Source organism: Buttiauxella sp. BIGb0471, assembly GCF_024807715.1.
Taxonomy (GTDB): Bacteria; Pseudomonadota; Gammaproteobacteria; order Enterobacterales; family Enterobacteriaceae; genus Buttiauxella; species Buttiauxella agrestis.
Map to the genome: position 1 here is coordinate 296,399 of NZ_JANUEU010000005.1, position 19,695 is coordinate 316,093.

At 54.1% G+C, this 19,695-nt stretch carries 21 protein-coding genes; 14 read left to right on the forward strand and 7 right to left on the reverse strand.

The annotated features are described in order from the left end of the window. Positions 1-31 precede the first annotated feature (31 nt). Complete coding sequence (gene fepB / locus M2371_RS17195; RefSeq protein ID WP_259268270.1) at positions 32-997, reverse strand: Fe2+-enterobactin ABC transporter substrate-binding protein; 966 nt, start codon at positions 995-997, stop codon at positions 32-34. Between the two features lie 83 nt (positions 998-1,080). Here fepB and entC point away from each other — a divergent pair, with 83 nt between their 5' ends. The 13 genes from entC to M2371_RS17260 all read left to right on the forward strand — a co-directional run bounded on the left by entC (position 1,081) and on the right by M2371_RS17260 (position 12,881). After that, the gene (entC, locus tag M2371_RS17200; protein WP_259268271.1) at positions 1,081-2,286 is read left to right on the forward strand and encodes an isochorismate synthase EntC; all 1,206 of its coding nucleotides are present in this window, start codon (positions 1,081-1,083) and stop codon (positions 2,284-2,286) included. Beyond that, a complete protein-coding gene (locus tag M2371_RS17205) occupies positions 2,287-3,903 on the forward strand; it encodes a (2,3-dihydroxybenzoyl)adenylate synthase (protein WP_259268272.1) in 1,617 nt (538 codons plus the stop codon). Positions 3,904-3,917: 14 nt separating this feature from the next. Further along, positions 3,918-4,772, forward strand: coding sequence for an isochorismatase (locus tag M2371_RS17210; protein ID WP_259268273.1), 855 nt, complete (start codon positions 3,918-3,920; stop codon positions 4,770-4,772). Between the two features lie 2 nt (positions 4,773-4,774). Then, entirely contained in the window at positions 4,775-5,527 is a 753-nt protein-coding gene (dhbA, locus tag M2371_RS17215; protein ID WP_259268274.1) for a 2,3-dihydro-2,3-dihydroxybenzoate dehydrogenase, read from the forward strand. Continuing rightward, positions 5,528-5,944: a proofreading thioesterase EntH gene (entH, locus tag M2371_RS17220; protein ID WP_259268275.1), complete on the forward strand. Its 417-nt coding sequence runs from the start codon at positions 5,528-5,530 to the stop codon at positions 5,942-5,944. It abuts the gene before it with no gap. Between the two features lie 252 nt (positions 5,945-6,196). Further along, on the forward strand, positions 6,197-8,302 hold the full coding sequence (gene cstA, locus M2371_RS17225) for a pyruvate/proton symporter CstA (protein WP_259268276.1): 2,106 nt from the start codon (positions 6,197-6,199) through the stop codon (positions 8,300-8,302). 115 nt (positions 8,303-8,417) lie between these two features. After that, on the forward strand, positions 8,418-8,615 hold the full coding sequence (locus M2371_RS17230) for a YbdD/YjiX family protein (RefSeq protein ID WP_034493861.1): 198 nt from the start codon (positions 8,418-8,420) through the stop codon (positions 8,613-8,615). Between the two features lie 15 nt (positions 8,616-8,630). Further along, a complete protein-coding gene (locus M2371_RS17235; protein ID WP_172895307.1) occupies positions 8,631-9,653 on the forward strand; it encodes a GTP-binding protein in 1,023 nt (340 codons plus the stop codon). 118 nt (positions 9,654-9,771) lie between these two features. Further along, on the forward strand, positions 9,772-9,870 hold the full coding sequence (gene ivbL, locus M2371_RS17240) for an ilvB operon leader peptide IvbL (protein WP_259268277.1): 99 nt from the start codon (positions 9,772-9,774) through the stop codon (positions 9,868-9,870). Between the two features lie 111 nt (positions 9,871-9,981). Further along, entirely contained in the window at positions 9,982-11,670 is a 1,689-nt protein-coding gene (ilvB, locus tag M2371_RS17245; protein ID WP_259268278.1) for an acetolactate synthase large subunit, read from the forward strand. A 3-nt stretch (positions 11,671-11,673) separates the two neighbouring features. Further along, positions 11,674-11,955, forward strand: a complete 282-nt coding sequence (ilvN, locus tag M2371_RS17250; protein ID WP_034493851.1) for an acetolactate synthase small subunit — start codon at positions 11,674-11,676, stop codon at positions 11,953-11,955. A gap of 270 nt (positions 11,956-12,225) precedes the next feature. Beyond that, positions 12,226-12,489, forward strand: coding sequence for an antitoxin (locus M2371_RS17255; RefSeq protein WP_034493852.1), 264 nt, complete (start codon positions 12,226-12,228; stop codon positions 12,487-12,489). After that, on the forward strand, positions 12,489-12,881 hold the full coding sequence (locus M2371_RS17260) for a type II toxin-antitoxin system VapC family toxin (RefSeq protein ID WP_172895304.1): 393 nt from the start codon (positions 12,489-12,491) through the stop codon (positions 12,879-12,881). Before M2371_RS17255 ends, M2371_RS17260 begins: the two co-directional genes overlap by 1 nt. A 31-nt stretch (positions 12,882-12,912) precedes the next feature. Here M2371_RS17260 and M2371_RS17265 read toward each other — a convergent pair whose 3' ends face one another. From M2371_RS17265 to M2371_RS17275, 3 genes are all read right to left on the reverse strand, one after another. After that, positions 12,913-13,662: an anti-sigma factor gene (locus M2371_RS17265; RefSeq protein ID WP_259268279.1), complete on the reverse strand. Its 750-nt coding sequence runs from the start codon at positions 13,660-13,662 to the stop codon at positions 12,913-12,915. Then, entirely contained in the window at positions 13,659-14,108 is a 450-nt protein-coding gene (locus M2371_RS17270; RefSeq protein WP_259268296.1) for an RNA polymerase sigma factor, read from the reverse strand. Before M2371_RS17270 ends, M2371_RS17265 begins: the two co-directional genes overlap by 4 nt. Positions 14,109-14,195: 87 nt before the next feature. Continuing rightward, positions 14,196-14,729 (reverse strand): tetratricopeptide repeat protein, encoded by a 534-nt coding sequence (locus M2371_RS17275; protein WP_259268280.1) that lies wholly within the window; start codon positions 14,727-14,729, stop codon positions 14,196-14,198. Positions 14,730-14,887: 158 nt separating this feature from the next. Between M2371_RS17275 and M2371_RS17280 the strand changes: the two genes are divergently transcribed. Beyond that, a complete protein-coding gene (locus M2371_RS17280) occupies positions 14,888-15,316 on the forward strand; it encodes an OsmC family protein (RefSeq protein ID WP_172895301.1) in 429 nt (142 codons plus the stop codon). A 526-nt stretch (positions 15,317-15,842) separates the two neighbouring features. On the opposite strand, the gene lldD is transcribed toward M2371_RS17280, so the two are convergent. The 3 genes from lldD to lldP are packed head-to-tail and all read right to left on the reverse strand — an operon-like array spanning position 15,843 to position 19,461. Beyond that, positions 15,843-17,024 (reverse strand): FMN-dependent L-lactate dehydrogenase LldD, encoded by a 1,182-nt coding sequence (gene lldD, locus M2371_RS17285; protein WP_259268281.1) that lies wholly within the window; start codon positions 17,022-17,024, stop codon positions 15,843-15,845. Beyond that, positions 17,021-17,806: a transcriptional regulator LldR gene (gene lldR, locus M2371_RS17290; protein ID WP_172895299.1), complete on the reverse strand. Its 786-nt coding sequence runs from the start codon at positions 17,804-17,806 to the stop codon at positions 17,021-17,023. The genes lldD and lldR overlap by 4 nt, the downstream gene beginning before the upstream one ends. Next, a complete protein-coding gene (gene lldP, locus M2371_RS17295) occupies positions 17,806-19,461 on the reverse strand; it encodes an L-lactate permease (RefSeq protein WP_259268282.1) in 1,656 nt (551 codons plus the stop codon). The genes lldR and lldP overlap by 1 nt, the downstream gene beginning before the upstream one ends. Positions 19,462-19,695: the final 234 nt, after the last annotated feature.

Here is a 19,695-nt window from a genome sequence, read left to right on the forward strand (position 1 = left end):
AAGCCGCAGGCGTCATCCGACACTGAATCAATCACTTGCTGGCAAACAACTGGCTCATATGCTCCAAAATTTGCGTGGCGCTGTAATAATCCAGGCGGAAGGTTTCGGTGCCCAGCGCGTACACACGCTTATTCTGCACGGCAGGAATGTGTGAAAGCAGCGGGTTAGTTTCAAGCGCGGTGGCGTCTTTCTCATCGCTGGCGAACAGGAACAGGCTTTCACCGTTCAGACCAGCAGCCAGATTTTCGCCACCCAATTGCACGATATCGTGACGTTTCCCCATGCTCTGGCTGGCATGAACCGCCCCCGGCAAAGTGGATAACGTGAAGCCAAGCTGCTGGAGCAATTTCCCTTGCGCAGACTCTTGCGTCCAGAGGTTTGCCGAGCGTGAAGCTGGGGTGTAAACGAGTGCTGTGACGGGCTGCGGTGGCAGCGTCATATGCATTTTGGACTCGCTTAATTGCTTGTCAAAACTGGCAATTCTTGCGGCGGCTTGCTTTTCATGCCCGGTGATTTGGCCCAACTGCGTGAGCAACTGCTGCCAGCTTTTATCGTCGTAATTGATGACCAGCGTTGGGGCAATGGCAGAGAGCTGATCGTAAAGGGCGAGGGCAGAATCACCGCCGGTGGCGCTAATTAAAATCAGATCCGGCATTTGCGCGGCCACCGCTTCGGCGCTCGCTTCGCCAATGTACAAACGCTGAACATTGCGTGCTTTTGCGACATCGCCCCACTGGCGCAGGAAACCTTGTGAATCCGCCATGCGATTTCCTGGCGTGGTTGCACCGCTTGCGACCACAGGTGCGTCAATCGCCAGCAGCGAACCGGTTAACGTCACGCTGGTAGAAACAATGCGCACCGGTGCTTGTTCAAACGTGTGCGAGCCGTGGCTGTCGGTAATGGTTCTTGGCCAGTCGGCGGAATGGGCGAGGTGACTCAAACTCAATAATACGAGTGCGGGAATTGTTAAAAAAAATTTAGCCTTTGTTGACAGCATGTCCTTTTCTCTTTAGGTTACGACACCGAAAAGCAAATGATAATCATTATTACTATCTTTTGTCATGTTTTTACGGAGGATGCATGGAAACGTCAATGGCGAAGCCGCCACAAGAAAAGCAGCTTACATCCACGCCAGGGCAAGCGGTGAAGCATTGCGCAGACAGTTTTTTCTTTATGTCGCCTTACCGCAGTTTTTCCACAAGCGGCTGCTTTACCCGACTGGTTACCCCGGCGCTAGACGGCGCACATTCCCATGGTCATCTGCAAACTCAGCTGCGCGAAGCGTTCGACAACGCCCGCAAGCACGGCATCGAAAAGCCTGTTGTCGTAGGGGCTATCCCATTTGACCCGCGCCAGCCTTCCGCATTATTCATCCCCGAAAGCTGGCAGCCGTTTTCACGCGCACAGCATCAGGATGCGGCTTGCCAAAAACGCGGCGGCCAGGCGCTGAATATTGCCTCGCGCCAGGCGATTCCTGAACAAGAAAAATTTATGGAAATGGTGGCCCATGCCGCCACCGCTACCGCGCAGCCGGATATTGATAAAGTGGTGCTCTCGCGCCTGATTGATATTGAAACCGATGCGGTTGTTGACCTCGACGCGCTGCTTAATCGCCTGATAAGCCAGAATCCGACCAGCTATAACTTCCACGTGCCGTTGCCGGATGGCAGCTCGCTGGTAGGCGCCAGCCCGGAATTGCTGTTACGCAAATCAGGCAAGAATTTCAGCTCCTTGCCGCTCGCCGGTTCGGCGCGTCGCGATAAAGACAATATCCAGCGCGACAGCGAAATTGGCGCGCAGTTACTGCGTTCCACCAAAGACCGCCACGAACACGGCCTGGTGACGCAAGCGATGCATGATGTTTTGCTGCCGCGTAGCCAGTATTTAACGCTTTCCGACACGCCTGAATTAATCACCACGCCGACCTTATGGCACCTCGCCACGCCGATTTACGGCCAAATTATAGACAGCCAGGACAACGCACTTTCTCTGGCTTGCCTGTTGCACCCGACGCCTGCGCTAAGTGGCTTCCCGCATGATGCAGCACAAAAACTCATTGCCGAGCTGGAGCCGTTTGACCGTGAACTGTTTGGCGGGATTGTCGGCTGGTGCGACGCCGAGGGGAATGGCGAGTGGGTAGTGACGATTCGCTGCGCGCGCGTCGGCGGTAAGCAAGTGCGACTGTTCGCAGGCGCAGGCATCGTTCCTGCGTCATCGCCCGAATCTGAATGGCGCGAAACCGGCGTCAAACTTTCCACCATGCTCAACGTTTTTGGAATTAAATAAATGGCTATCGAATTTACCCGCTGGCCGGATGACCTGGCTGCCCGCTACCGCGAAAAAGGCTACTGGGCGGATTTACCGCTGACCGATATTCTCACCCGCCAGGCCAAAAATGACGCGATTGCGTTAATCGAAGGTGAGCGTCATTACAGCTACCGCGAGCTGGAACTGGCCGCCACTCGCCTGGCGTGTGCGCTAAAACGACGCGGCCTGAGCAATGGCGAAACCGCGCTGGTGCAACTTGGCAACGTAGCTGAGTTGTACATCACGCTGTTTGCGCTACTGAAAATAGGTGTGGCTCCGGTGAACGCGTTGTTCAGCCATCAGCGCACTGAAATGGAAGCGTATGCCCGCCAAATCGAACCGGCGGTGGTGATTGCCGATCGCAAACACAATTTGTTCGCCCACGATGATTTCCTTGATGCGCTGTGCCAACAAAATCCCTCGCTGCGCATGGCGGTATTGCTTAATGAAAACGATCGCGAACGTTCGCTGAGCGCATTGATCGGCGAGCCGGAAGAGAACTTTGTCGCCACCCCATCGGCGGCTGACGAAGTGGCTTTCTTCCAGCTTTCCGGCGGCAGCACCGGCACGCCTAAACTGATTCCACGCACGCACAACGATTACTACTACAGCATTCGCCGCAGCGTAGAAATCTGCCGTTTTGATGCCCATACCCGCTTCCTGTGTGCGATCCCGGCGGCGCATAACTACGCGCTGAGTTCACCGGGTTCGCTGGGCGTATTTTACGGCGGTGGGCGCGTGGTGCTGGCAAACGACCCGAGCGCGACGCTCTGCTTCCCGCTGATTGAACGCCACCAGATAAACGTCACCGCGCTGGTGCCGCCTGCTGTCAGCCTGTGGCTGCAAGCGATTGGCGAGTGGGGCAGCAATAAATCCCTCGAATCATTAGAACTGTTGCAAGTGGGCGGCGCACGTTTAAGCGAAGCGCTGGCTGCACGCATTCCGGCAGAGATTGGCTGCCAGCTACAGCAAGTTTTCGGCATGGCTGAGGGGCTGGTGAACTACACGCGCCTGGATGACGACAATGAGCACATCTTCAAAACCCAGGGTAAACCGATGTGCCCGGACGACGAAGTTTGGGTGGCGGATGAAAACGGTAATGCGTTGCCGCACGGTGAAGTGGGCCGCCTGATGACGCGCGGGCCGTACACCTTCCGTGGCTACTATCGCAGCCGGGAGCATAACACCAGCGCCTTTGATGCTAACGGTTTCTACTGTTCTGGCGACCTGATTTCTATTGCCGAAGATGGCTACATCACGGTCCAGGGGCGCGAGAAAGATCAGATAAACCGTGGCGGAGAAAAGATCGCCGCAGAAGAGATCGAAAACCTGTTACTGCGCCACGAAGAGATTGTGCATGCCGCATTGGTTTCAATGGAAGACAGTTTGCTGGGCGAGAAAAGCTGCGCGTTTATCGTCGGCCTGCGCCCGTTCCGCGCCGTAGAAATTCGCCGTTATCTGCGCGAACTCGGCATTGCGGACTTCAAACTGCCCGATCGCATTGAAATCGTTGAAAACCTGCCGCTGACTGCGGTGGGCAAAGTGGACAAAAAACGTTTGCGCCAGTTGATTGCTGATAAGCAACTGGCTTCCTGATAGACGGAGAATTTATGGCTATTCCAAAACTGAACGCATACACCTTACCGACGGCTGCCGACATCCCGGAAAACAAAGTGAATTGGGCGTTTGAGCCTGAGCGTGCGGCGCTGCTGATTCACGATATGCAGGAATATTTCATTGATTTCTGGGGCGATAATTGCCCGATGATCCAGCAGGTTATCGCCAACATCGCTGCGCTGCGCGATTACTGCAAACGCCACAACATTCCGGTCTATTACACCGCGCAGCCTAACGCTCAAAGCGATGAAGATCGTGCGCTGCTGAACGACATGTGGGGACCGGGTTTAAACAAACATCCGGAGCGCCAGAAAGTGGTCGCGGAACTCGCCCCGGACGAGCACGACACGGTGCTGACCAAATGGCGCTACAGCGCGTTTATCCGCTCGCCGCTGGAACAAGTGTTAAAAGAAACGGGCCGCAATCAGCTGATTATTTGCGGTGTGTACGCCCATATCGGCTGCATGACGACGGCAACCGACGCGTTTATGCGTGATATCAAACCGTTTATGGTGGCCGATGCGCTGGCCGATTTCAGCCGCGAAGAACACATGATGGCGCTCAAATACACCGCAGGCCGTTCCGGGCGCGTGGTGATGACGCGTGATTTATTGCCGGAAGCGGCACCGCAGAATAAAGAGCAACTGCGTGAACTCGTGCTGCCATTGCTCGATGAATCCGACATTCCGCAAGATGACGAAAACCTGATTGATTACGGTCTGGATTCGGTGCGCATGATGGCGCTGGCGGCTCGCTGGCGCAAAATTCACACGGATATTGATTTCGTGATGCTGGCGAAAAACCCGACGATCGACGCCTGGTGGGCGCTGCTGTCGCGGGGTTCCTGAGCATGAACATCGACTTTAGCGGCAAAACCGTTTGGGTAACTGGCGCGGGAAAAGGCATCGGCTATCACACCGCAAGGGCGTTTAGCGACGCCGGGGCGACCGTCGTCGGCCTCGATTTGGCCTTCCCGCTGGAAGTCTATCCATTTGAAACTGAAGTGTTAAACGTGGCGGATGCCGAACAGGTTGCCGCCGTTACGCAGCGTTTATTGAGCAACGAGCCACAGCTTGATGTGCTGGTAAATGCGGCGGGTATTTTACGCATGGGCGCAACGGATGCACTGGCGTTGCAGGACTGGCAGGATACTTTTGCCGTAAACGTAGGCGGGGCGTTTAATCTGTTCCGCGCCGTCATGCCGCGTTTTCGCGAACAGCAAAGTGGCGCGATTGTGACCGTCGCATCTGACGCTGCCCACACGCCGCGCACCGGAATGTCGGCGTATGGTGCATCGAAAGCGGCGCTGAAAAGCCTGGCGTTAACGGTGGGTCTGGAGCTGGCACCGTTCGGCGTGCGTTGTAATGTGGTGTCGCCGGGTTCAACCGATACCGATATGCAGCGCACGTTGTGGAAAACGCCGGATGCCGAGCAGCAGCGCATTCAGGGATTCCCGGATCAGTTCAAACTGGGCATTCCGCTGGGCAAAATCGCGCGTCCGCAGGAAATTGCCAGCACCATTCTGTTCCTCGCCTCATCGCACGCCAGCCACATCACATTGCAGGATATTGTGATTGACGGCGGCGCTACGCTGGGAGCCTGAATGAGTATCTGGAAACGGCAGTTATCGCTCGACGAGCTAAACCAAACCAGCGCCGGAACGATGGTTGAGCAACTCGGTATTATTTACACGCGCATGGACGACGAAAGTCTGGAAGCGGAAATGCCGGTCGATAACCGCACCCAGCAGCCGTTTGGTTTGCTGCACGGCGGCGCGTCGGTGGTGCTGGCAGAAACCCTCGGGTCGATGGCGGGATTTCTGACGACCACTGACGGGCAGTGTGTGGTAGGAACGGAGATAAACGCCAGTCATCATCGCGCTGTTGCGTCCGGGTCAGTGCGCGGCGTATGCAAACCGCTGCATCTTGGGAGGAGTTCCCAGGTGTGGGAAATTGCCATCTTCGACGCGCGCGGCAAGCGGTGTTGCACGAGCCGGTTGACGACGGCGACGATAGGGTGAATTTGTGGTGGATGACGCCTGGCGGCTTATCCACCCTACAAAACCGCATGTCATTCGTAGGTCGGATAAGCGCAGCGTCATCCGGCAGCTTTTCTCCCCCGCCGCACCCCGCATCGTGATCTCCTTAACAAGCTGATGTAAAGACCTGGTCAAACCACTCCATTCTCTCGTTTCAATATTGTTAAATCCACGCGCTTGATCTAGAACAAATCGGTAACACCTCTGCTTCTGGTCTATACATGGAAAACAAAGATGAATAATCCAGGGAAACACCTCATATGGGCTGTGCTTGCACTGATCGGTGCATTCGCGCTCGGCTATATCGCACTCAATCGTGGCGAACAGATAAACGCATTGTGGATTGTGGTTGCTGCAATCTGCGTCTACCTCATCGCTTATCGTTACTACGGCTTGTTTATCGCTAAACGAGTCTTAACCGTTGATGCCACTCGTATGACGCCTGCCGTGCGCCATAACGACGGGCTGGACTATGTTCCGACCGACAAGAAAGTGCTGTTCGGTCACCATTTTGCTGCGATTGCTGGGGCGGGGCCGCTCGTCGGGCCGGTGCTTGCCGCGCAAATGGGGTATTTGCCAGGCATGCTCTGGCTGCTGGCGGGTGTGGTGTTGGCCGGCGCGGTACAAGATTTTATGGTGCTGTTTGTCTCGACGCGTCGTGATGGGCGCTCGCTGGGCGAACTGGTCAAAGAAGAGATGGGTAACACGGCGGGTGTGATTGCGCTGGTGGCCTGTTTTATGATTATGGTTATCATCCTCGCGGTGCTGGCGATGATCGTGGTGAAAGCGCTGACTCACAGCCCGTGGGGCACCTACACCGTGGCGTTTACCATTCCGCTGGCGCTGTTTATGGGGGTCTACATCCGTTACCTGCGCCCTGGCCGCATTGGTGAAGTGTCGGTAATTGGACTGGTGATGCTGATCTTCGCGATTATCTCCGGCGGTTGGGTAGCCGAAAGTCCAACCTGGGCGCCGTACTTCGACTTTACCGGTGTGCAACTGACCTGGATGCTGGTGGGCTACGGTTTTGTGGCGGCGGTATTGCCGGTCTGGCTGCTGCTTGCGCCGCGTGATTACCTTTCTACCTTCCTGAAAATCGGCACCATTATCGGCCTGGCCATTGGCATTTTGATTATGCGTCCGACGCTGCAAATGCCTTCGTTGACCAAGTTTATTGATGGCACCGGCCCGGTCTGGACCGGCGATTTGTTCCCGTTCCTGTTTATCACCATCGCGTGTGGCGCGGTTTCTGGCTTCCACGCGCTGATCTCGTCCGGCACCACGCCGAAGATGCTGGCTAATGAAAACCAGGCTTGCTTCATCGGTTACGGCGGCATGTTGATGGAATCGTTTGTGGCGATTATGGCGCTGGTGGCGGCTTGTGTTATCGACCCAGGCGTGTACTTCGCGATGAACAGCCCACTGGCGGTTCTGGCTCCGGCGGGTACCGTGGATGTTGTGGCTTCTGCGGCTGGCGTGGTCAGCAGTTGGGGCTTCCATATTACCCCTGAAACCTTAACCAACATTGCCAACGATGTGGGCGAGCAGAGCATTATTTCACGCGCGGGTGGCGCACCAACGCTCGCGGTCGGGATGGCGTACATTCTGCACGGCGCGCTGGGCGGCCTGATGGATGTGTCGTTCTGGTATCACTTCGCCATTCTGTTTGAAGCACTGTTTATTCTGACGGCGGTCGATGCGGGCACACGTGCGGCGCGCTTTATGCTGCAAGACTTGCTGGGCGTGATCTCGCCGGGGCTTAAACGGACTGACTCGCTGCCGGCAAACTTGCTGGCGACGGCACTTTGCGTAATGGCGTGGGGTTACTTCCTGCACCAGGGCGTGGTTGATCCGCTCGGCGGGATTAACACCCTGTGGCCGCTGTTTGGTATCGCCAACCAGATGCTGGCAGGCATGGCGTTGATGCTGTGCGCGGTAGTGCTATTCAAGATGAAGAAGCAGAAATACGCCTGGGTGGCGCTGGTGCCAACCGCGTGGTTGCTGTTCTGTACCTTGACGGCTGGCTGGCAAAAAGCGTTCAGCCCGGATGCCAAAGTGGGCTTCCTGGCTATCGCTAACAAGTTCCAGGCGACTCTCGACAGCGGCAATATTCCGGCGCAATACACCAAATCGCAGCTTTCGCAGTTGGTGTTTAACAACCGTCTGGATGCCGGGTTGACCATCTTCTTTATGGTGGTTGTGGTGGTGATTGGTCTGTTTGCGATTAAAACCGCCATGCAGGCGCTGAAGTCGGACCTGCCAACCGCGAAGGAAACGCCTTACGAGAAGATGCCGGAAGACGTTGAGCAGGTTTTAGCGCAGGCTAAAAGCGTGCATTAATTGAGTTTTCCCCTCACCCCGGCCCTCTCCCCAAAGGGGCGAGGGAGAAAAGAAAATACCCTCTCCTGTGGGAGAGGGTTAGGGTGAGGGCAGTCCAATAAACACAGGAGCCACAATGTTCGACACACTCGCCAAAGCAGGCAAATATCTCGGCCAGGCCGCGAAGCTAATGGTTGGCGTGCCTGATTACGACAACTATGTACAACACGTGCGCCTGACACATCCTGAACAGACGCCGATGACCTACGAAGAGTTTTTCCGCGAGCGTCAGGATGCACGCTACGGCGGCAAAGGCGGCGCTCGCTGCTGTTAATCTAAGGAATATGACATGAATCAAGCGGTATCTGTCACTTTGTTAACGGGCTTTCTTGGCTCAGGGAAAACCACACTTCTTAACTACTTTCTCGCCCACAACGACAACCAACCTGTTGCGATTCTGGAAAATGAATTCGGTGCGGTAAACATCGACGGCGCGCTGCTCAAAGGCGGGGATAACGTCAACGTTGTGGAGTTAAGTAACGGCTGCGTGTGTTGTAGCGTTCGCGGGGAATTCACTGCTGCATTACGAGAAATGTTGGCAAAACGCGCGGCGGGACAACTCAATTTTGAACGCCTGATTGTGGAAACCACCGGCCTTGCCGACCCCGCGCCCATCGTCCAGACCTTCTTTGTTGATGAATATCTGCGTGAAGCGTTGCGCCTTGATGCCGTGATCGCGTTGGCCGATGCGGAACATATTTCGCGCCAGTTAGATGAACATGCGGTGGCGGCCTCGCAGCTCGGTTTTGCCGATCGAATTTTACTGACCAAAGCGGATCGTGTTGACGAAGACACCAAACTCCAGGCGCTGGAAAGGATTCATCGGATCAACAGCAAAGCGGATCTTTTTGAGATAGTGAACGGCGAATGCCCGGCCGATTTATGGCTCGATCTCGATGCATTCGAGCTTACGGATAGCATTGAAACGACCGCCGGATTCCGGGTTATCCGTGCCGACGCCGACCATCCCGTGAGCTTCCAGCCATTTCGTAAAGCGTCTGCAAAACGCTCCTGGGACGACGCCATTCAGGCACACGTTTTTGATGCGGGATTGTTGGATGTGAAGAAAATAGGCGCGTTTATGGAAAGCTGCATTGCGCGTTTTGGCAACGACATGTTGCGCTACAAAGGTGTGCTGGCGATTGACGGCAACCCGCAACGGCTGATTGTGCAAGGCGTCCACAAAGTTGCGGGTTTTGATTATGGTTCGGTCTGGCACCCCACTGAACAACGGGTTTCAAGGCTGGTCATCATCGGACGTTATCTGCCGATTGACGAATTAAAACGTGAATTCGCTGCAACGGCTATTTAAGTGCTGTGATCTGGTGCACGTTTTTTTGCTGAGACAAATAAAGCTGTTGTGTGAAATGAAGCAGTATGTTTGTATAAATTTCGACGTTAAAAACGCACAACACATATTCAGGACCCTAATGACTACATTCACTCGCAACACTGGCCTACTACTAACCGCGCTACCAGCCGCGGTGGTCGTCGTGCGTGTGGTGGTGGTCGTCGGCTTAGCGCCGTAGGGTCTGAATCAACGCATCGATTCCAAAACCCCGCCGGCGCAAACCGGGCGGGGTTTCTTGTTTTAGTCCCCCGGCCAAAAGCGAAACGGCATAAGAAGAAGGACTGGAGCAATGGCAATATCGGAAAACCCACCGCAAGCAAACCGTATTACGGGTGCAGAATTAATTGTGCAACTGCTTGAACATCATGGCATTACTACCATCAGCGGTATTCCCGGTGGCACCGTTCTGCCGCTCTATAACGCACTAAGCAAAAGCGAAAAAATTCGCCACATTCTTGCGCGTCACGAACAAGGCGCAGGCTTTATGGCGCAAGGCATGGCACGAACCCAGGGCAAAGCCGCGGTGTGTATCGCGTGTAGTGGCCCGGGTGCGACGAATCTGGTTACCGCCATCGCCGATGCGCGCCTCGACTCCATCCCGCTGGTCTGCATCACCGGGCAGGTGCCGAAATCCATGATTGGCACCGATGCATTCCAGGAAGTCGACACCTACGGCATCTCCATTCCCATTACCAAACACAACTATTTAGTGCGTGATATCGCCGAACTGCCGCAGGTGATTTGCGAGGCGTTCCGCATTGCTGAGTCAGGCCGCCCTGGGCCGGTATGGATTGATATTCCTAAAGACGTACAGACCGCTGAAATCGACATCAGCGAGTTGCCAGCGGTGTGTGCGCCAACCCATGCGCCACAATTTGATGCTCAACAAATCTCTGATGCCGCCGCGATGATTAACCAGGCGCAGCGCCCGGTGCTGTATCTCGGTGGCGGGGTGATTAATGCTCATGCGGATGCGCGCGCGCTTGCTGAAAAAGCGAATCTGCCCACCACGATGACGCTCATGGCGCTCGGCACGATCCCGGCTAAACACCCATTATCTCTGGGCATGTTGGGGATGCATGGCGCCCGCAGCACCAATTTTATTTTGCAGGAAGCGGACTTGCTGATTGTTCTGGGCGCGCGTTTTGACGACCGGGCAATTGGTAAAACCGAAGAATTCTGCCCGAATGCGAAAATCATTCACGTCGATATCGACCGCGCCGAGTTGGGTAAAATTAAACAAGCGCATGTGGCTATTCGCGCCGATGTGGGCGAAGTGCTGGAACAATTACTGCCAAAAGTTAACGCGCAACCGCGCCAGCAGTGGCTGCAACAGGTTGCTGGTTTGCAGCAGGAATTTCCATTTAACATGCCGGGCGCTGACAACCCGTTGACGCCATACGGCCTGATCAACGCGGCGGCAGCGTGTGTGGATGACGAAGCGATTATCACAACCGACGTTGGGCAACACCAAATGTGGGTGGCGCAAGCTTATCCGCTGAACCGTCCACGCCAGTGGCTGACTTCGGGTGGTTTAGGGACGATGGGCTTTGGCCTGCCTGCGGCGGTTGGCGCGGCGCTGGCGGAACCCAATCGCAAAGTGCTGTGTTTTACCGGCGATGGCAGCATCATGATGAATATTCAGGAAATGGCGACCGCTGCCGAACATAACCTGGATGTGAAAATTATTCTGCTGAACAACCAGGCGCTGGGACTGGTACATCAACAACAAACGCTGTTCTATCAACAAAATGTGTTTGCCGCGACCTATTCCGGGCAGACTAACTTCCTGAAAATTGCCGAAGGTTTTGGGCTACAAACCTGCGATTTGAACGCCGCCGAAAACCCACAAGCTGCGTTACAAGAAGCTATTTCGCGCCCAGGCCCATGCCTGATTCATGTGCGCATTGATGCCAGCGAAAAAGTATTCCCGATGGTGCCGCCAGGCGCTGCAAATATTGAGATGATTGGAGAGTAAGCCATGCAACAACTAACTGTTATTCTTGAACTTACTGTGCGCAACCATCCGGGCGTAATGTCTCACATTTGCGGCTTGTTTGCCCGCCGCGCTTTTAACGTTGAAGGGATCCTCTGTCTTCCGCTCCCGCAGGGCGACCAGAGCCGTATCTGGCTACAGGTGGCAGACGATCAGCGTCTTGAGCAAATGATCAGCCAAATCGACAAGCTTGAAGATGTGGTGCAAATCAAACGTGACGCGGACGGTGCACAAGTGTTTGGCAAACTGACGGCTTTAGTGCAATAACCTGGCGGCTGGCGGAGAGATTTTTCCCTCCGCCAACATTCTTAAATTGCGAGATCCCTTCAGTTAATTTGGGTTTAAATGTCCGTGTTTCATTTCCTGCGCAAACCTCCTCGCACAATCAAAATCCACTCTCGAAAAAACCAGGCAAACGCCGCTGAAACGCGTTAGTTTTTGCCTGTCGTTTATTCTTTCTTCTTACGAATCCCTGTTGGCTAAAATCAGCAGAAGGCATATGCTTTGGCATAGGCTATATTTTGTAGGGAGAAGGGAATGGAACGTATCGCGAAGATTTTTAAAAATGGCAGGAACCAGGCGGTGAGGTTACCGGTGGAATTCGAATTCGATACCGACAGGGTTTATATCCGACAAGACAAGGAAGGCAATGTGATTCTTTCAAAAAGGCCAGCAAAACCAGATAACTGGGATAACGTTATCTCTCTGATTGCAAAAGCGCGTGTGCCAGATAACTTCCTGGATGCAGAAGAACGCAATCAGCCTCCTGCGGACAGAGATCCTTTTGCAGGAATTAAGTAATGGTCTGGATGCTGGATACCAATACGGTCAGTTATTTTTTACGCCGACATCCACAGGTCATGGCGAAGATTTCAAACATTCCGCCTTCCAGTATTGTGATTTCAAGTATTACGGAGGCGGAGCTGCTTTTTGGCGTGGCAAAACGGCAAAATAAAACCCTGAAGGCAGCAGTTATGGGCTTTCTTGATACTGTATCGGTGTACCCATGGGACAGCGCAGCGGCGGAAACGTACGGTAAACTCAGGGCGAGTCTGGAGAAAAAAGGCCAGGTGATGGGCACGTTAGACATGTTGATTGCGGCTCACGCATTAAGTGAAAAAACCACTATTGTGACCAGCGACCGCGCATTCCATAGTGTGGCAGGGCTACGCGCGGAAGACTGGACTGTCTAACGTTGATTTCCCGGACGTAAAAGCACGCGAATCAGGTGCCGATACCGTGCTGCAACCGTTCGGCAATTTCGCTCATTTTTGCAGGTGTTTCGTGGCCAATCACCATAAACTGGTGTGACTGACTCGCCCAGTAAACAATATTCATGTCCAGACGTTGTTCGCTTTGAGTATCTATCGCGTTTCCGGTTTGCCGGGTAATACACAGTGCCAGCGGACCGCTACTTTCAAGCCAGGTAATTTGCGCGATGCGCCGATCTTCGTAGGCCAGAACACGAGCGTTTTTCAGCGTGGCATTGGGCAGAGCAAGGCTTGCGGCGGCGAGCGTAACGCCGAGCTGCGTTTCGGTAACTTTCAACTGCGCATCGAGAGCCTGCGGAGTTGGCGTTTCAGCCAGTGTTTCTGGGGTATAAAGCGCCATATATTGCGCCACTAATTCGCGCCAGTTTTCCTCCGGTTGCGAAAAGTGCAGAAACGCCCGATCGCCAATCACGCCTAACGCCAGCAAACTTACGGCGGCGGCAATTAAATTGCGTCTTGAGACGTTGTGATTTTTGCGAACCTCTGGAGAAAACTGCTGTTGTAATTGTTCATCAGGAGCCAGCTCCAGCAAAGGCTCAAAAGCGGCTTTGAATGGAAGATTGCTGCGTTCGAGCAGCGCCAGACGCTGCGCCAGCGCATTGTCTTTAGCTAACCGGGATTCAAGCACCTTACGCTGGGTTTCACTTAGCTCATTATCCAGGTACGCCACCAGCATTTCGTCAGAACCGAGGTGAAGCCTCATGTATTCTCTCCTTTGAATTGCGGCGAACTGGCCTGGAGCGCAGTGTCCTGTGCGAGGGTGAGGCGAGCGGTGGCAAGACGGCTCATGACTGTCCCAACAGGGACATTCAGTACGACTGCGGCTTCCCGGTAAGACAACTCTTCCACGTAAACCAAAAACACGGTATTGCGCTGGGCTTCGGGTAGGCGATTCACCCGCTTCATTACATCATTTGACCAGATGGGGTCGTCGCTGTGTTCTTCACCGACCAGTTCATCCACATCGACAAAACCTTGCCCACGGCGAATTTGCTGCGCCCGAACTTCATTAATCCAGATCGAATGCAATATCGAAAACAGCCAGCGGTCCATACGACTGCCAGCAATAAATTGCGGGGCGCGTTCCAGCGCCCGCACACAGGTAGCCTGCACCAAATCATCCGCCACATCCCGCCGGTGGGAAAGCACCAGGCCATAGCGCCACAAGCGGGAAAGGTATTGGGCAATTTCTTTGCGTATCGTTTCGCTGCTGATTTTTGCCTCCACAGGCGAATATCAGGATTCCGGATGACCGTCGATGGCGGCTGCCAGGTCACGATATTCTTCGCAGCCTGTACCGCATAAGGTTTTGATGGTCGCCAGTTGTTCACGCGCCAGGTCAGGACGGTTTTTGATCATGTAGGCTTCACCCAGGTATTCACGAACTTTTGGATATTTGGGATCAAGCGCGACAGATTTTAAATAATAGCTGATGCCTTCATCGGTGCGGCCAAGCTTGCGGGTGGCATATCCCCGGTAATTCAGCGCTTCGGCTGTATTCGGGTCTTGCAGGGTGTTGAGCATCTCCAGAGCCTCTTGATAACGACCCGCTTTTGCCAGCGCGTAGGCGTAATCGGTACGGGCTTCGTCACCTATCATCCCGCCTTTATCGACCATGCAAGTTTTGGTTTTTTGATCGTAAATTTGCCCTTTGGGACAGGTTGGCGGCGTGGGTTCATCGCTGCTGCCACCCATTGCCTGAGCATAGCCTGAAAGTAAAAATACGCTGCTAACAACAGCGGGTAACAAAAAGCGAGAAAAACGGTTCATGGCAAAACCCTCATCGTGTTCGGTATGCAGTGAACATTCGAGAACGATGATTTATTCGATTTATTTTTACGTTACGAAAGGATTGCTCTTAGTTACCAGGCGAAGACGTATCCAACTCCTATACTTGTGGTTTGTGTCAATAAAACAGGAGCGCAGATATGACGATTCATAAGAAAGGGCAAGCACACTGGGAAGGCGACATTAAACGCGGTAAGGGCACCGTATCCACCGAAAGTGGGGCGCTAAAGCAGCAACCCTATGGCTTTAATACTCGTTTCGAGGGTGTACCTGGAACCAATCCCGAAGAGCTAATCGGTGCAGCACACGCGGCATGTTTCTCCATGGCGCTGTCGCTGATGTTGGGCGAAGAGGGTTACACCGCAGAAAGCATTGATACCACCGCGGATGTTTCACTGGATAAAACCGATGGCGGTTTTGCTATCACCAAAATTGCGCTAACCAGCACGGTAAAAGTGCCTGGTGCCGATAGCGCCAAATTCGACCAAATCATTCAAAAAGCCAAAGCCGGTTGCCCGGTATCACAACTGATGAAAGCTGAAATTACGTTGGACTACAAACTTAACTGATAATCAATATGTGTTGCCTCCGGTAAATCTGGAGGCAAAACTCTGTCATTTTTTTCCATGCTGGAAGGCATGCCGCAAAGCTGAAACTCCCTCTCGAACATCCCTGCCAATTTTCCTTTCGATGCCATAGCCTGCATCCCCAAGCGATTATTTTGCTCAAAATAAAGTCATTAAACTGGTGTGGTATAAAAGCTATAATTTAGGGATATCAAGGACGTACTCTTAATCACGGTCCGCTTATTAAGGTACGGATATTGACCAAAGATTCATGGCATACCCCTTTTCCGTAGGTCGGATTAGCGTAGCGACATCCGACACTGAGCCTTTAAATGGTGGATGACGCTGCCGCTTATTCCCCCTACAAAACCTGTTTAGTTAGCTTTTACTGAGTATTACTCGGGGACGGCAACCCGACTATTAGCACCACTAAAAAAATCATTAATGCGGCTGGGATCCACTTCGCCGAATTAACGGGGTAAACAAAATGCTCGCCACATTGTGCAATGGTGCGAGCACTTTTCTTTCTCTAAAAACCAACCGCCATGCTTTGCGGCGAAAGGATATCTTTCAGACCTTCACGCACCAGCATCTCCTGGCTGATTTCCGCGATGGATTTCGCACCCGTTAACGTCATGGCCACGCGCATCTCTTTCTCGATCAAGTTCAGTAGATTGGCAACGCCAGCCTGGCCGTGAGTCGCCAGCGCGTAGAGATATGCGCGGCCTAACAGGCAAGTGTCGGCTCCCAGCGCAATCATGCGTACCACGTCCAGACCGCTGCGAATACCGCTGTCAGCGAGGATCGCGATATCGCCTTTTACCGCGTCGGCAATAGCAGGCAGGGCGCGGCAAGACGAGAGCACGCCGTCGAGTTGGCGGCCTCCGTGGTTGGAAACCACAATACCATCGGCACCAAATCGCACGGCATCTTTGGCGTCTTCTGGGTCGAGAATACCTTTAATGATCATCGGGCCGTCCCAGAACTCACGGATCCACTCCAGGTCACTCCAGGAAATTGACGGGTCGAAGTTATTCGCCAGCCAGCCAATGTAATCTTCCAGCCCGGTTGGTTTGCCCAGGTAAGTCGAGATATTGCCTAAATCATGCGGGCGACCATTCAGACCCACATCCCACGCCCACTGCGGGTGCGTCACCGCTTGCCAGTAGCGCCGCAGGGCAGCGTGCTGCCCGCTCATGCCGGAGTGGGCGTCGCGGTAACGAGCGCCTGGCGTTGGCATATCGACGGTAAACACCAGTGTCGAACAGCCCGCCGCTTTGGCTCTTTCCAGCGCATTACGCATAAAGCCACGGTCTTTCAAAACATAAAGCTGGAACCACATTGGGCGGTCAATGGCCGGAGCGACTTCTTCAATCGGGCAGACGGAAACGGTGGAAAGCGTAAAAGGAATGCCTTTTGCCGCCGCCGCTTTTGCCGCCTGGACTTCACCACGACGCGCGTACATTCCACATAGCCCAACTGGAGCCAGTGCGACCGGCATCGACAACGTTTCGTTAAACAGTTTGGTTTCAAGGCTCAGTGCCGACATATTTTTTAAAACGCGCTGCTTTAACGCCACTTCTGCCAGGTCATCAACGTTACGTCGCAGCGTGTGTTCGGCATACGCCCCACCGTCGATATAATGGAACAGGAAGGGTGGCAGGATGCGCTTTGCAGCGGCACGGTAGTCACTTGCAGCAGAAATAATCATGGATTTTCGTCCCTTATTACGTCGGTGTCTTCATCGGGCAGGCGGCTGATTCGCGCCTGTCGGGCTTCGTCTTCATGCAGGGTTTTTATCGTGGTATGGACAAACCCGAGGTGCGTTTTTGCAGCCAGGCGTGCGCGTTCCGGGTCGCCTGCCAGAATGGCCTGCAACAGTTCGTTATGTTGTTCGGTGAGTCCGGCAAAAATAGTCGGCACGGTGTACATGCGTTGGCGGCTGTGCATCACAGAGGATTGCAGCAGGTCAAAAAATCCACGCATCGTCTGGAGCAGCACGATGTTGTGCGAGGCCTCGGCAATCGCCAGGTGAAAACGCACATCCGCCTGCGCGGCCAGATCCGGGTCGTCGCTTTCTTTGAATTTCACGGTGGCATCAAAGCAGGCGATGAGCTTCTCTTTGTCGGCGGGCGTGGCACGCTGAGCGGCGTACCAGGCGGTGCTGGCTTCTATCGCATGGCGGGCTTCCAAAATGTCGTAGCGATAGTTCGGATCGTTCTCAACCAACGTTTTGAGCGGCTGAACAATGCGTTGCTCGGACCAGGCCTGAACTTCGTAACGGACAAAAGTCCCGCCGCCGCGACGGCTTATCAGAATGCCTTCGCTGATCAGTTTTTGAATCGCCTCGCGAAGAGAGGAGCGCGAAACGCCCATCTCGGTGGCAAGCTGGCGTTCGGCGGGCAACCGCATGCCCGCCTCCAGTTTACGTTCGCTAATTAAGGCTTTTACGCGCTCAACTAAATGGTCAGCCAGGCGCGGTTGAGTCGTCATTAAGGGATCATCCAGGTTAAGACATAGGCCTGAAGCGTGGTGATGACGCCGACCATGCAGGTGAAAATTAAGCTGTGTTTGACGGTGAAGCGGAACAAGTCTGATTCACGCCCCACTAAACCTACCGCGGCGCAGGCAATCGCAATCGACTGCGGCGAAATCATCTTCCCGGTCACGCCCCCGGTGGTGTTAGCGGCAACCAGCAATAAATCTGAGACGCCAATTTGTTGTGCAGTCGTGGCCTGTAAGGCGGCGAACAACGCGTTTGATGATGTATCGGACCCGGTCAGGAATACGCCCAGCCAACCCAGGAATGGCGAGAAGAAAGTAAATGCGTGGCCGGTGTGCGCCAGTGCCAGCGCAAGCGTTGCCGAAAGCCCGGAATAGTTCGAGATAAAGGCAAAGGCCAACACCATGCCGATGGAGTAAATCGGCAGCGCTAATTCTTTAAGCGTTTCACCGAAGGTTTCGATGGCGGCTTTCGGTTTCATGCGCAGATAAACGATGGAGATAAGTGCGGCAACCAGAATCGCGGTGCCGGTTGCGGAGAACCAGTCAAATTTATACACCGCCGCGTAGGCCATGCTTTCGGCGACAACCGGTGGCATTTTGGCGACCATTTTGTCCAGATATGGCACAGAAACGTTAAATACCCAATCGGCCATTGCACCACCTGGTGCGAACAGCGCTTTAAACGGTGGAATGCTCCACAACGTTACGGTCGCCGTCAGGAAGATAAATGGCATCCAGGCACGAACCACCTGGCCTGCGGTGTAATTTTTGCGAGCCAGCGTCTGGTCTGTGACTGATGCGCCGACATCGCCAAAGCGGAAGATGCGAACCGGCTTCCAGACGCGCAAGAAAGCCGTCAAGCAAACCAAAGAAACCAGTGAAGAGATGATATCCGGCAGTTCCGGGCCTAAGAAGTTGGAGCTGAGATATTGCGCGATGGCAAACGAGCCGCCCGCTACGATAACCGCAGGCCAGGTTTCTTTCACGCCGCGCCAGCCATCCATGATAGCCATAATCCAGAACAGCACGATCATCGTCAGGAACGGTAGCTGACGGCCAACCATCTGCCCGATTTGAAAACTGTCCAGCCCGGTCACCTGGCCTGCAACAATAATCGGGATCCCCATCGCGCCAAATGCCACCGGCGCGGTGTTGACGATCAGGCATAATCCGGCTGCATACAGCGGGTTAAAACCCAGCCCAACCAGCAAGGCGGCGGTGATGGCGACCGGAGCGCCAAATCCCGCAGCCCCTTCAAGAAACGCGCCAAACGAGAAACCGACAATCAGCATTTGCAGGCGCTGGTCTGGCGTGATGGAGAGAATCGACGAGCGGATAATGTCGAATTGCCCGGTCTTCACCGAAATTTTGTAGACGAATACCGCAGCGATAATAATCCACGCAATCGGCCATAAGCCGTAGAAGAAGCCGTAAACCACTGACGACAATGCGCGGTCAACCGGCATGCGATAGAAAAAGAGTGCCACGAGTAACGCCAGGCCCACGGTAATTGTGGCGGCGGTGTAGCCCTTCATGCGCAGTTTTATCAGTGCGAAGAAGAAGAAAATAATCGGAATTGCAGCGATGAGACTTGATAGCCAAATGTTACCTGCGGGGTCGTAGACTTGTTGCCAGGCTTGCATGCAGGACTCTCCAGAACGTGATGTGCTTATTATTATTTGCCTGATTGGTAGGACCAATGCGGCAATGTAGGGTAGTTAATGCGTAAAGGTTAATCTTTTGTTAATGATTGGCAATGGTTGTGTTGTGCATTTTGTCAGTAAGCGTGAGGTGGTCACGTTTTAGAAGGGATTGGTAGGACCAATATTTGAAGAGAACCCTCACCCCGGCCCTCTCCCACAGGAGAGGGGGAAAAC